We start from the raw sequence: 12,400 nt of genomic DNA on the forward strand, positions 1-12,400 counted from the left end.
CGCCGACCCGGTGGATCAGTGGCGCGGGTCGAAGTCACCGCTGAACATCTCGTCCTCGGCATCGGGAGCCACTGGAATCTTGTGTTCTTCGGACGCCCAGGCGCCCAGGTCGATCAGTTTGCAGCGATCGGAGCAGAATGGCCGGAATTTGCTTTCGGCGGTCCATTCCACGGGGGCGCCACAGGTTGGGCATTCGACGGTTGTTGGTTGGCTCATGACTGGCCTCCACGCAAAGTAAGATAAAAGTGATGCAGGCGTTCGACCTCGCTATGTAGCCAGGCAAGGTCGCGGTCGTTGACCACGACGTCGTCGGCATGGCTCACGCGATCCTGGCGGCTGGATTGGGCCTTGAGGATCGCCTGGACTTGCTGCTCGCTGGTCTGGTCACGTTGCAGGGTGCGTTCGATCTGCAATTGTTCCGGGGCATCGATCACCAGCACCCGTTGGGTCATGGCGTACTGGCCGGACTCGATCAGCAGCGGCGATACCAGAATCGCATAAGGTGATTTTGCCAGCGCCAGGTGATGAGCGATTTCCTCGCCGATCAGTGGATGCAGGAGGGCCTCCAGCCAGCGGCGCTCTTCAGGCACTTCGAAGATCAATTTGCGTAGCGCAGCGCGGTCCAGTTGTCCGTCGGTCTGCAACACGCCGGGGCCGAAGTGTTCGGCGATTTGTGCCAGTGCCGGGCGTCCGGGTTCAACGACCCAGCGAGCGGCATGATCGGCGTCGACCACATGCACGCCCAGATCGATGAAGTGTTGGGCGGCCGCGCTTTTACCGCTGCCGATGCCGCCGGTCAGGCCGAGAATCCAGGGTTTTTCCACAGGGGTATTCATTTCAAACCGACATACTGCCAATAGAGGTCGGTTATTTGACCACCCCAGAGCAAGGCAATCCAGCCGGCAATGGCCAGATAGGGACCGAAAGGGATAGGCGTCGAGGTTTTTGCATGGCGCAAGCGCAGAGTGATCAGCCCGATGATTGCTCCCACCAGCGAGGACAGGAGGATGGTCAGCGGCAAAATCTGCCAGCCACCCCAGGCACCCAGCATCGCCAGCAGTTTGAAATCACCGTGACCCATGCCGTCCTTGCCGGTGATCAGTTTGAACAGCCAGAACACCGACCACAGGAGGCCGTAGCCGGCTATTGCCCCCCACAGAGCCTCGTGCAGCGACACGAACAGGCCGAAACTGTTGACGACCAACCCCAGCCACATCAATGGCAGCACCAGCACATCCGGCAATATCTGATGTTCGGCGTCGATCAGGCTCATCGCCAGCAATCCCCAGCTCAGGACCAGTACCAGGCCGGCCGGCCAACCGAAGCCGAAGTGCCAGGCAACAAACGCCGATAACAACCCGCAGGCCAATTCGGTCAATGGATAGCGCGGGCTGATCGCCGCCGCACAGGCTGAACAGCGGCCGCGCAAAAACACATAACTGAGCAGCGGGATGTTTTCCCAGGCACGGATTCGGTGATCGCAATGCGGGCACTGGGAGTGGGGCAGCAACAGGTTGTAGGTCGGCAGCGGCGTTTCGCCAGGCAGCCCGAGAATGTCATGGGCCTGCTCACGCCAGTCCCGTTCGAGCATTTTCGGCAGGCGCCAGATCACGACATTGAGGAAGCTGCCGACCAACAGGCCGGTGATGCCTGCGAGAAGGACAAAGGCCAGCGGAGAGTGAATCAGGATTTCATTCAAGGGCATGTCAGATCGCTGAGCCAAGTTGGAAGATGGGCAGGTACATGGCAACTACCAGTCCACCGACGATAACACCCAGCACCACCATGATGAACGGCTCCATCAGGCTTGTGAGGTTATCGACCATGTTATCGACGCTGTCTTCGTAGAATCCCGCGACTTTGTCGAGCATGGCATCCAGGGTGCCTGACTCTTCACCGATGGCCGTCATCTGTATCGCCATGTTCGGAAAGACGCCGGAGGTACGCATGGCGAAATTCAATTGCATGCCGGTCGAAATGTCTTGCCGGATGCGCAACACAGCGCGCTTGAACACGCTATTGCCTGTCGCGCCGGCCACTGATTGCAGGGCCTCCATCAGCGGCACGCCGGCAGCGAAAGTGGTCGACAGTGTGCGGGCGAACCGGGCCACGGCGGACTTGTGCATCAGGGTGCCCACCAGCGGCAGTTTCAGCAGCCAGGTGTCCATCCGGTCACGCAAGGTCGGGGACTTCCCGAGGGCGTGGCGCACGCCGAAGGCCATCGTGAGCAGCGCGCCAAGGACCACCCACCACCAGGCCTGCATGAATTGCGACAGGCCAATGACCATCACGGTGAAGGCCGGCAGTTCGGCGCCGAAGCCTTTGAACACCGACTCGAATTGCGGCACGACATTGACCAGCAGAATCCCGGTGACAATCGCCGCGACGAACACCACCACCAGCGGGTAGGTCATGGCTTTTCGGATCCTGGCCTTTAAGGATTCGCTTTTTTCCTTGTAGGTCGCGACCCGCTCCAGAAGGGTGTCGAGGGCACCGGCCTGCTCGCCGGCATCCACCAGGTTGCAATACAGCTCATCGAAATACCGGGGCTTCTTGCGCAGGGCGGCGGCAAAGCTACTGCCTGCTGCAACTTCCTGTTTCAGTTCGTCCACCAGCGTGCGCATGGCCGGATTGTCGAAGCCCTCGCCGATGATGTCGAAGGACTGCAACAACGGCACGCCGGCCTTCATCATCGTCGCCATTTGCCGGGTGAACAGGGCAATGTCCTGGGCCTTGATACGCTTGCCCATGCTGAAAACCGATGGGCTTTTTTTGCGAACCTTGCCCGGACTGATGCCTTGTTTGCGCAGTTTCGCCTTGATCAGCGCAGGGTTTTGAGCGCTGAGCTCGCCGGTCACTTTTGTGCCTTTGCGGTCGATGCCTTCCCATGCATACACGCTGATTTTCGCTGCCTTGACCGCCATGTTCAGTCCTGGGGATTCCGATTGAATTGCTCTTATAGCCTAGTCAAAGGATGAGGCCAAACCCGCCAGGGTGAGGTGACAAAAAACGTCAGATAGTGCTGGTCCTGGTAGGAGGAAAAGGCCTGGTGGCTACCAGATCCCTTGCCAACAGGGGCTTCCGGCCTTGGCACAGGCTGTGCTGCCGTGGGGCAGGTCATGAGCCTTCGACTCATGCATGGAGCTTGTACATGAACAATCAGAAAGGTTTTACCCTGATCGAGTTGCTCGTCGTGGTGGCGATCATCGGGATATTGGCAACACTGGGTCTGCCGATGTATTCCAAGTACCAGGCCCGGGCCAAGGTCACGGCGGCGCTGGCCGAGCTGACTGCGATGAAAGTACCGTTCGAGGATGTGCTCAATCAGGGGGAAACTCCGACCATTGCCAACGTGGCGCCCGCCGGTATGGCAACGACCATCCATTGCGCCCTGTCTGTGACGGCTACAACGCCGGAGGGAGCGGGATCAATCGTTTGTACGTTGCACAATGCCCCGGGGGTGGTCCAGGGCAAAACCGTCACCCTGACACGGGACGAAACCAAAGGCTGGTCATGCAAGAGCAGTGTTTCCCCGGATTACTTGCCTAAAGGGTGTTCCGGTTCTGCGGCATGAGTTGCTGAATCAATTCCCCGCTTTTGCGTAATGCTGTTCATCTGTGGCGAGGGAGCTTGCTCCCGCTGGACTGCGCAGCAGTCCCATTTTCAGGGCCGCTTCGCGCCCCAGCGGGAGCAAGCTCCCTCGCCACAGATAGTGAGCATTACCGCTTTTGCGGGTTTTTTCCTGTTTGTCGAGTGGTCTTCAAAAGCCGCTCATAAAGCTCAGAAATTTCAGCATCTTAGGAACTTTCCACAAACCCGCAACTTGCATGCAGTGTTTGTGCGTCTCGTGCATTTTGCATGATTCCGAAAATTGACTTATTTTATAACTTATTGATTTATATGGATTTATTCTCAGTTTCAAAGTTGGCACAGCGTTCGCAATATCCTTGGTAACCCTGCCGACAAGACACCCGGCAGACTTTCCGAAAAACAGGAGTTACTCGTATGAAGAAGTTCGCTATCACTGCCGCTGCTGCTACCGCGCTGACCCTGACCATGGCAAACGCGGCATTCGCCCAGACCACTCAAGCCACCCAGGCTCCAATGACCCTGGCGGCGGGTGAAATGACCAAGGCTACAGAAGCTACTTCCGATACCTGGATCACCACCAAAGTCAAAGCTGACCTGATGACCGAAAAAGGCATTCCAGGTAGCGACATCAAGGTTGAAACCAACAAAGGCGTGGTATCGCTGTCGTCGACCACCGCCGTGACCGATTCGCAAAAGGAAATGGCTGTGGCCATCACCAAGAAAATCAAAGGCGTCAAGGCGGTCTCCGCTGACGGCCTGAAAGCCGAGTAAGGCAAGACTTCTCGCCTGGACCGGGAGAAGGCGCGACAGACGGGCCGAGTCATACGTCTGTTGCAACCTGAGTGTTCATGCGAAGGGCCAAACGGATGTTGGCCACCACAGGCCCCGCGCAATTTTGCCGGGCCTGTTTTATGTGTAGCGCTGAAAACCCAATGTGGGAGCGGGCTTGCTCGCGAAGGCTGACTGACATTCAACATATGCGTTGAATGAAAGACTGCTTTCGCGAGCAAGCCCGCTCCCACATTGGATAGTGCCGGTTAATTGCCGCGTTTGCTGGTGATCTGCTTCAACCGATTACCTTCGAACCGCAAGTATTGATACATGCCGCCATTCGGTCCGTAGGTCCATTCCTCGACCTGAAATTCCTCGCGCCGGTCTGCACTGCGCTTGTAACCCAGCAGATCGCGACTCACCGGTTCACCGCATTTCTGCACCACCTCACTCGAGCGATCGCCGACGCTGATCAATTGGCTGCCGCAGCGCAGGGTATCGGCCGCCCAGGCCTGGCTGGCGGATAGCGCCAGGACCAGGCTTGCCAGCCGCCGCATCATCACTCGGCATCCAGATGCATCGGTGTCACCACGCGGCCGTCACTTTCCGCTTCGCCAAGATTGGCGTCGATGAAGTACACCCGCTCATCTTCCAGTTTGGTCTTGTCGACGAGGTAATCCTTGATGCTGCTGGCGCGCTCCTGGCCCAGTTGACGCAACAGTACGTCACTGGTGCTCCAGAACTTGATCACCTCGGCGCGCATTTTCGCGGTGCGCTCTTCCTTGCCCAGGTCCTTCCATTCGGCCGGGGGCTGGGTTTTCAGGCGGGTGCGGTAGATACCTTCGAGCAACGGACCCTTTTCCCCGTCCGGCACTTCCAGCAACGAAGCCTGGGCCGGGACCTTGTCACCGCGGCGCTGGAGCATTTTGTAGTAGTTGTACTGGTATTCCCGCTCCAGGCGTTGCTCGGCGATCAGCGGGCCATCGCTGCTCTGGGCGGCAGTGCCTTCGATTTCCAGGCGCAGGGCCGGGCGTTCCATGAGCGCATTGGACAGTTTGTCCAGGGCGCTTTCGGCGTCCTTGCCCAATTCGCTGGAACCCGCCGCGAACGAAACGCTGCCCAGGTCCTCCGAGCCGCCGCCGCTGACCAGCCCGCCAATGAGCTTGAACGGTGCGGCCGCGGCTTTGACGATCAGGTTGCGCAGGGTCTGCCAGATAATCGGCATGACGCTGAACTGAGGGTTGTTCAGATCGCCGGTGACCGGCAGCTCGATGGAGATCTTGCCGTCGACGTCCTTGAGCAAGGCAATCGCCAGTTTCAGCGGCAGGCTCACGGCATCCGGGCTGTCGACTTTTTCACCCAGTTGCAGTTGCTCGACCACCACTTTGTTTTCGGCTTTGAGCTGCCCCTTGGTGATCTGGTAATGCAGGTCGAGATTGAGCCGGCCCTTGCGGATACGGTAGCCGGCGAACTTGCCGGAGTAGGGGGTCAGCGTGGTCAGCTCCACGCGTTTGAAGCTGGTGGCGATGTCGAGGCTAGCCATCGGGTCGAACGGATTGACCGAGCCCTTGATGGTCACCGGCGCGTAGCGGTCGACCTTGCCCTTGACGTCGACGCTGGCCGGTTTCGGCTGGCGGCTGTCGATGGTGCCGATCTGCCCGTTGAGTTGCTGGATGGCGGTGGCGAAGTTCGGGGTGAGGCTGAAGTCGGCGAAGTTGGCCGAACCGTCATTGATGAAAATGCCCCCGATGTGGATGCCCAGCGGTTTTTCGTTGCTTGTCGGTTTGCTCGCTGCCGTTTTTGCCCCGGAGTCCGCCGGTTGCGGGATCAACAGATCGTCGATGTTGGTGGTGCGATCATCGTTGATCATGAAACGCGCATAGGGCTGGAACAGATTGACCTTGTCGATCGACAGGCTGTCCCCATGCTGATAGTTCAGGCCTTCGACCACGACCTGTTGCCACTTGAGGAAGTCGCGGGTTTTCAGGGTGTCCAGGGTATGCAGCTGATCGACCTGGGCGCGACCGGTGACGTTGAAGGCCAGGGGCTCGGTGCTTTTGAGGTTGACCGCCAGATCGCTGCCGAGCATGCCGCTGCGCAGTTCCAGGCGAATGAATGGCGTGATGTAGGACTGGGCAACCCGCAGGTCTATGTCCCTGGTCTGGACCTTCAGTCTGGCGCTGATCGGGGCCAGGTTGACCTCGCCGTCGGCCATGATTTTGCCTTGCTTGCCCACGCCGGTATCGAGTTTGAGGGTAAAGGGCGAGCCGTTGAGGCTGTCGAAATTTTGCAGGTCGAGGTTCAGCGGAGCCAGGTCCAGGGCGACGGCAGGCTGTGCCTTGCGGTCAGCCAGATGTACCTTGTAGTCGCGCAGCTGCACATCCTTGATCAGCACCTGCCAGGGTTTGTCGGGTGCGGCCGGTTCGGGTTTCGGTGAGTCTGCCGCCGCCGGAGTGCTGGTCGGTTCGGCATCCGCCTTGGCTTTGGCAGTGGATTTTGACGGTTGGCTGGCGAACAGTTTCTGCCAGTCGAGTTGGCCGTCCGGTTCCAGCGCGGCCCAGGTTTCCAGTTTGTGGCTGCGGATCTTGCCGACCACCACCTGCTGTTTGGCCAGGTCCACCGTGGTTTCGCTGACGTCCAGTCGCTCAAGCTTTACCAGCGGCCGGCCATCCGGCGCCTTGATCGCGAAGGGGGCGACAGTGACCGCGACATTGCTCAGCAGCAGCTCGGTTTCCTTGGACAGACTGAGTTTGTAGTCGGTGCTGATGCTCATGACGCCGTTTTCGAGATCCAGTGGAACGGAATCGCGCACATAGGGCCAAAAGGCTTTCATCTTGCCATCAGTGATTTTCAGCTTACCTTCGGAGGCGATCGGGATCAGGCTGAAATTGCCTGTCCAGTCGATCTGTCCGCCATTGGGGCCGACGGCCACCAGGGTCATGTCGGCACTGTCATCGGGCAGGGTGCTGAGGTTCTTCAGCTCGAAATCGAGGGAGTCGTAGAGAAACTCGATGGGCTCGCTGGGCCGGGCGTCTTCAAAGTGCAGGGCGCCGCCGGCCAGCTTGATGCGCTCGATGCGCAGCGGAAACGGCTGGGCGTTCGGATCGGCAGGCGTGGGTTCGCTTTCTGGCAGTTTGAACAGCCCAAGCAGATTGAGTTTGCCGTCCTTGCCGAACAGGATTTCGGTCTTGGGCTTGTCCAGTTCGACATCGGACAGGTGCACCGCCTTGGTCCACAGGCTGTCGAGTTGCAGATTGGCGTACAAGCGTTCGAAAGCGACCTGCTCCTTGCCGGGCTCGCCGATGTTCAAACCCCAGAGGGTCAGTTCAAGGCTGAACGGATTGAACTCGATCCGCTGGATCGTGGCGGGCGTGGTGGCGTAGTTGGCCAGTTGCTGGTTGGCAACGCGCAACGCCACACCCGGTAAAATCAGAAAACCCAGCAAGCTGTAGAGGGCCAGAGCAGTCAACAAGGCGCCGATGGCGCGAATCAATCCTTTGTACATGTGCGGCTTCATCTGTCTGAATCGGAGTGCCTTGGAGTATGGCACGCGTTTCCGGTTCCGAAGTGATTGACCTGTCTAGGAAGTTTCAGATTTCTCCCACAGCTGTCAGAGCTGCAGAATCAGGGTTTTCAGCGGTGGTTGCTGATCCATCGACGGAAAGTCGGCGCCTGGTTTCATCACGCTCCACTCACGCACTGGCCGCCCGGTCTTCTCCGCACAACGCAAAACCTGTTCGCGCCAGTCGTCCATGCTGACTTTCGCCAGGTTGTTGCAGCAGATCAGCACACCGTTGTCGGCGGTGGTCAGCAGGGCCGGTTTGAGCAGACTCTGATAGTCGCGCAGCAGATCGACTGTGCCGAATGCGCTCTTGGCCCAGGCCGGAGGGTCGAGCAGCACCAGGTCGTACTGGCGCTGTTCCAGGCGCTGATAGCTCGGCAGTTTTTGCCCGCGACGCTGGCTGATCGGCAGGCCAGCCAGTTGGCGAATGGCCGGGAAGTAGTCGGACTGGATAAATTCCATGGGCGGCAACTGCGGGTTGAGTTGGCCATTCTCCCGACCGACCGCCAGGTTGCCTTCGGCGAAGTCCAGGTTGCACACCTCGCGCGCGCCGCCGGCGGCGGCACTGAGGCCGACGCCACAGGTGTAGGCGAACAGGTTCAGCACGCTTTTGTTTTTGCTGTGATCCTTGACCCAGCCACGGGTGTTGCGCAGGTCGAGGAATAGCAGCGGGTCTTGTCCGGCATGGCGGCCGCGCACCCGATAGTTCAGGCCCCATTCGTGGCCGAGCAGGTCTTGCAGGGCGGCTTCGTCGGCGCGGTAGACGATGTCTTCGCGATCGATGCGCGAGTTGCCGCGGGAGCGGTCGTTGTAGACCAGCAGGGTTTCAAAGCCCAGGTATTGGTTGATCACGTCGTGCAACTGCAGCAGCGCTTCGCGCTCCAGCGGCTGGTGGAAGCTCTGTACCAGCAATTGCGGGCCGTAGCGGTCGATGGTCAAGCCACCGGCCCCTTCCTGGCTGCCGTGGAACAGGCGATAGCAGTCGGTGCCCTGCTGGTGCAGTTCGGCGAGCAGGTCCTGGCGTTGATCGAGGGCGGCGCGCAGCGCCTGATTCAAGGAAGACATGCTGGGCGCCTTGCAGGAGAGAATTGGGCGCGGGAGTTTAACAGTTTTGGCGCGGGACCGAGGCGCTGCCTTCGCGAGCAAGCCCGCTCCCACAGGTAGATCACACACTTTGTGCATGACATAAAACCTGTGGGAGCGGGCTTGCTCGCGAAGCTTTTGATTTTATTCTTTCTAAGTAATCCCCATCCGTCGCTTGGCCCGATGCACCGATCCATTACGCACCGCCCAGCGCAGCATTGGCGCGCTGCGATTGACGCTGGCGCGGATCAGTTTGCGTTGCAGTGGGTTCTGGCTGACGCCGAGCATGTCACTGGCCCAATCCGGCAGCAGATCGATCCCCGCCTGCATCATCAACCCGCCGAACGGCCTGGCCAATCGACTGGGAGAGGGCGCGTTCAACAACAGGCGCAGCACCTCGCGGCTGCGCTCGTCGCACAGCAGTTGCGGGCGGATGCGCTCAAGGTAGTCGGCAATTGCCTGCCGCGAACGGGGCACATCCCGCGCCCCGAGACGCTCGGCGACCAAGGCGATCTCTGCGTAATAGCGATCCTGATCGACTAGGGACAGATGCGGGTTGCGATAGCGCAAATGCGCAGCGAGGAAATTGCTGACCTCGGCGACGTGCACCCAGGTCAGCAGGTCGGGATCGCTGGCGGCATAGGGGCGTCCATCCGGCGCCGTGCCGGTCACCTGCAAATGGATGGTGCGAACCTTCTCGATCAACCAGTCGGCGTCTTGCCGCGAACCGAAGGTGGTGCCGGAGATGAACTGCCCGGTGCGACGCAAGCGACCGAGCATGTCTTCACGAAAATTCGAATGGTCCCACACCCCGGCCAATGCCAGCGGGTGCAGGGCCTGCAGCATCAGGGCGCTGATGCCACCGATCAGCATGCTGCTGAAATCGCCATGGACTTGCCAGCTCACCGAGTCCGGTCCGAACAGCCCCGGGTCGCCCTTGGGGTTTTCCAGGTCGAGCTTGCCCAGGGACAAACCGGTCAGGCTCATGATCTGGGTTTCGATACGGCTGCGGATGAATTCCATGGCAACTCTGTAGGAGCGAGCTTGCTCGCGATGGTCGTTAACGGTAACCCGTTTTTCCTGAATACTCGCGGCGCGCTTGAGTTCATCGCGAGCAAGCTCGCTCCTACAAAGGCACGTTATTGATTCAGGCGTTTGTCGATCAGCCCTTGCACTACGCTCGGGTCGGCCAGGGTCGAAGTATCGCCCAGGCTATCGAGTTCGTTGCAGGCGATCTTGCGCAGGATGCGCCGCATGATCTTGCCTGAGCGGGTTTTCGGCAAGGCCGGCGCCCACTGGATCAAGTCCGGTTTGGCGAAACTGCCGATTTCCTTGCCGACCAGGGCCAGCAATTCCTGCTTCAGCTCTTCGTTGGTTTCGACGCCGTTCATGGGCGTGACGAAGACATAGATGCCCTGGCCCTTGATGTCGTGGGGGTAACCGACCGCAGCGGCCTCGGCGATGCTGTCGTGCAGCACCAGCGCGCTTTCGACTTCGGCGGTGCCGATACGGTGGCCGGACACGTTGATCACATCGTCGATGCGCCCGGTGATCCAGTAGTCGCCATCTTCATCGCGCCGCGCGCCATCGCCGGTGAAGTAGTAACCGGGATACGGCTTGAAATAGGTATCGACCATGCGCTGCGGGTCGCCATAGACGCTACGGATCTGCGCTGGCCAGCTGGATTTTATGGCCAGTACGCCGCTGCCGGCGCCTTTGATTTCCTTGCCTTGCTCGTCGAGCAGCACTGGCTGCACGCCGAACATCGGTTGTGTGGCGCAACCGGGCTTGATTCGTTGGGCGCTGACCAAAGGGCTGAGCATGATGCCGCCGGTCTCGGTCTGCCACCAGGTATCGACGATCGGGCAACGCTCTTCGCCCACCTCATGGAAGTACCACTCCCACGCTTCCGGATTGATCGGTTCGCCGACCGTACCGAGTAGCCTGACGCTGGCGCGGGAGGTTCCCTTCAATGCGGCGGGCCCTTCGCGCATCAACGAGCGCAGAGCCGTCGGGGCGGTGTAGAAAATATTCACCTTGTGTTTGTCGATCACCTGCCAGAAGCGAGAGGTCGTCGGGTAGCTCGGCACGCCCTCGAAGATCAATGTGGTTGCGCCGTTGGCCAGCGGACCGTAGACGATGTAGCTGTGGCCAGTGACCCAACCGACGTCGGCGGTGCACCAGAAGACCTCGCCATCGCGGTAATCCAGCACGTACTTGAAGGTCATCGCCGCTTGCAGCAGGTAGCCGCCGGTGGTGTGCAGCACGCCTTTGGGTTTACCGGTACTGCCGGAGGTGTAGAGGATGAACAGCGGATCTTCGGCGTCCATCGGCTCGGGCGGGCAATCGGCGCTGGCTTCGCGCAGGGCCTGCTGGTACTTGATGTCCCGTCCTTCGACCCAGTTCACCTGTACATTTCTGCGCTCGATCACCAGCACGGTGCTCACGTTCGGGCAGCTTTGCAGCGCCTTGTCGACGTTCTGCTTGAGTGGCACAGGCCGGCCGCCGCGCACGCCTTCGTCGGCAGTGATCACGGTGCGGCAGTCGGCGTCGAGAATGCGGTCGCGCAACGAGTCCGGGGAGAAGCCGCCGAACACCACCGAGTGCACCGCGCCGATGCGGGTACAGGCAAGCATGGCGTAGGCCGCCTCGGGAATCATCGGCATGTAGATGCACACGCGGTCGCCTTTTTTCACGCCGCGGCTTTTCAGCACGTTGGCCAGGCGGCAGACGTTTTCATGCAGTTGTTTGTAGGTGATCGATGTCGAGTCGGCAGGGTCGTCGCCTTCCCAGATGATGGCGACCTGATCGCCACGTTTCTCCAGGTGCCGGTCGATGCAGTTGTAGCTGACATTCAATTGCGCACCGGCAAACCAGCTGGCCTCACCGGTCTTCAGGTTGTAGCGCTGGACGGTTTCCCAGGGCGCGCTCCAGTCGAGAAAACGCGTGGCCTGTTCGGCCCAGAAGGTGCTGGGGTGTTCAATGGATTCGCGGTACAGGCGCTGATAGTCGTCTTGACTCAGTTGTGCAGCCCGGCGGACGGCATCGGCTTTGGGGAACTTGCTGATATCGAACATGACGGTTCCTTATTCTTGTTTTGCGACAAAGATAAAGATGCGCCGAGTGGTCAATGGGTTCAAGCCGTACACAAAACAACTGTGGGAGCGGGCTTGCTCGCGAAGACGGTGGTTCAGTCAACAAGGTTGTTGAATGTACCGGCCCCTTCGCGAGCAAGCCCGCTCCCACACTGGATATCCGTTGCCCACAAAGTTTGTACTCAATACACCCTTTGTGGGCAGGCTTCAAATCACCCGCGGTGACGACCGCGGAAGTAGTTGATCAGCCCTTGAGTCGAGGCGTCCTCGGCCGGGGTTTCCTCGCTACCGACCAGGC

The 12,400-nt window shown here is 59.9% G+C and carries 12 protein-coding genes; 2 read left to right on the plus strand and 10 right to left on the minus strand.

All coding sequences use genetic code 11. The annotated features are described in order from the left end of the window. Positions 1-15 precede the first annotated feature (15 nt). From yacG to PMI26_RS26495, 4 genes are read right to left on the minus strand one after another with little or no spacing between them, the layout of a single operon-like run. Positions 16-216, minus strand: a complete 201-nt coding sequence (gene yacG, locus PMI26_RS26510) for a DNA gyrase inhibitor YacG (RefSeq protein ID WP_007970539.1) — start codon at positions 214-216, stop codon at positions 16-18. Then, positions 213-836: a dephospho-CoA kinase gene (coaE, locus tag PMI26_RS26505; protein ID WP_007970541.1), complete on the minus strand. Its 624-nt coding sequence runs from the start codon at positions 834-836 to the stop codon at positions 213-215. The genes yacG and coaE overlap by 4 nt, the downstream gene beginning before the upstream one ends. Further along, positions 833-1,705: a prepilin peptidase gene (locus PMI26_RS26500; protein ID WP_007970542.1), complete on the minus strand. Its 873-nt coding sequence runs from the start codon at positions 1,703-1,705 to the stop codon at positions 833-835. Before PMI26_RS26500 ends, coaE begins: the two co-directional genes overlap by 4 nt. A 1-nt stretch (position 1,706) precedes the next feature. Then, positions 1,707-2,924 carry a type II secretion system F family protein gene (locus PMI26_RS26495; RefSeq protein ID WP_007970543.1) on the minus strand — a complete coding sequence of 406 codons (1,218 nt, stop codon included), beginning with the start codon at positions 2,922-2,924 and terminating at the stop codon, positions 1,707-1,709. 227 nt (positions 2,925-3,151) lie between these two features. On the opposite strand from PMI26_RS26495, the gene PMI26_RS26490 reads away from it, so the two are divergent. Together PMI26_RS26490 and PMI26_RS26485 are read left to right on the plus strand one after the other, a co-directional pair. Next, on the plus strand, positions 3,152-3,574 hold the full coding sequence (locus PMI26_RS26490; protein WP_007970544.1) for a pilin: 423 nt from the start codon (positions 3,152-3,154) through the stop codon (positions 3,572-3,574). A gap of 431 nt (positions 3,575-4,005) precedes the next feature. After that, positions 4,006-4,362 carry a BON domain-containing protein gene (locus PMI26_RS26485; RefSeq protein WP_007970546.1) on the plus strand — a complete coding sequence of 119 codons (357 nt, stop codon included), beginning with the start codon at positions 4,006-4,008 and terminating at the stop codon, positions 4,360-4,362. 266 nt (positions 4,363-4,628) lie between these two features. Here the strand turns inward: PMI26_RS26485 and PMI26_RS26480 are convergent, their stop codons facing one another. The 6 genes from PMI26_RS26480 to PMI26_RS32215 all read right to left on the minus strand — a co-directional run. Then, complete coding sequence (locus PMI26_RS26480) at positions 4,629-4,922, minus strand: DUF2845 domain-containing protein (RefSeq protein ID WP_007970547.1); 294 nt, start codon at positions 4,920-4,922, stop codon at positions 4,629-4,631. After that, entirely contained in the window at positions 4,922-7,879 is a 2,958-nt protein-coding gene (locus tag PMI26_RS26475; protein ID WP_033047390.1) for a DUF748 domain-containing protein, read from the minus strand. Before PMI26_RS26475 ends, PMI26_RS26480 begins: the two co-directional genes overlap by 1 nt. Positions 7,880-7,972: 93 nt before the next feature. Further along, positions 7,973-8,989 (minus strand): class I SAM-dependent rRNA methyltransferase, encoded by a 1,017-nt coding sequence (locus tag PMI26_RS26470; RefSeq protein ID WP_007970551.1) that lies wholly within the window; start codon positions 8,987-8,989, stop codon positions 7,973-7,975. A gap of 171 nt (positions 8,990-9,160) precedes the next feature. Next, complete coding sequence (locus PMI26_RS26465; protein WP_007970553.1) at positions 9,161-10,030, minus strand: oxygenase MpaB family protein; 870 nt, start codon at positions 10,028-10,030, stop codon at positions 9,161-9,163. Between the two features lie 116 nt (positions 10,031-10,146). Then, the gene (acs, locus tag PMI26_RS26460; RefSeq protein WP_007970555.1) at positions 10,147-12,084 is read right to left on the minus strand and encodes an acetate--CoA ligase; all 1,938 of its coding nucleotides are present in this window, start codon (positions 12,082-12,084) and stop codon (positions 10,147-10,149) included. A gap of 230 nt (positions 12,085-12,314) precedes the next feature. Beyond that, positions 12,315-12,400, minus strand: an 86-nt coding sequence (locus PMI26_RS32215; RefSeq protein ID WP_443200834.1) for a hypothetical protein, incomplete at its 5' end; no start/stop codon positions are given.

The sequence above is a fragment of the Pseudomonas sp. GM33 genome (assembly GCF_000282295.1).
In the GTDB taxonomy this organism is placed as follows: domain Bacteria; phylum Pseudomonadota; class Gammaproteobacteria; order Pseudomonadales; family Pseudomonadaceae; genus Aquipseudomonas; species Aquipseudomonas laurylsulfatiphila.

Bases quoted from the DNA above. Each gene is read 5' to 3' on its own strand.
- PMI26_RS26480 (WP_007970547.1), bottom strand. From the start codon at position 4,922: ATGATGCGGCGGCTGGCAAGCCTGGTCCTGGCGCTATCCGCCAGCCAG.
- PMI26_RS26470 (WP_007970551.1), bottom strand. From the start codon at position 8,989: ATGTCTTCCTTGAATCAGGCGCTGCGCGCCGCCCTCGATCAACGCCAG.
- PMI26_RS26485 (WP_007970546.1), top strand. From the start codon at position 4,006: ATGAAGAAGTTCGCTATCACTGCCGCTGCTGCTACCGCGCTGACCCTG.
- PMI26_RS26490 (WP_007970544.1), top strand. From the start codon at position 3,152: ATGAACAATCAGAAAGGTTTTACCCTGATCGAGTTGCTCGTCGTGGTG.
- PMI26_RS26500 (WP_007970542.1), bottom strand. From the start codon at position 1,705: ATGCCCTTGAATGAAATCCTGATTCACTCTCCGCTGGCCTTTGTCCTT.
- acs (WP_007970555.1), bottom strand. From the start codon at position 12,084: ATGTTCGATATCAGCAAGTTCCCCAAAGCCGATGCCGTCCGCCGGGCT.
- PMI26_RS26475 (WP_033047390.1), bottom strand. From the start codon at position 7,879: ATGAAGCCGCACATGTACAAAGGATTGATTCGCGCCATCGGCGCCTTG.
- PMI26_RS26465 (WP_007970553.1), bottom strand. From the start codon at position 10,030: ATGGAATTCATCCGCAGCCGTATCGAAACCCAGATCATGAGCCTGACC.
- yacG (WP_007970539.1), bottom strand. From the start codon at position 216: ATGAGCCAACCAACAACCGTCGAATGCCCAACCTGTGGCGCCCCCGTG.
- coaE (WP_007970541.1), bottom strand. From the start codon at position 836: ATGAATACCCCTGTGGAAAAACCCTGGATTCTCGGCCTGACCGGCGGC.
- PMI26_RS26495 (WP_007970543.1), bottom strand. From the start codon at position 2,924: ATGGCGGTCAAGGCAGCGAAAATCAGCGTGTATGCATGGGAAGGCATC.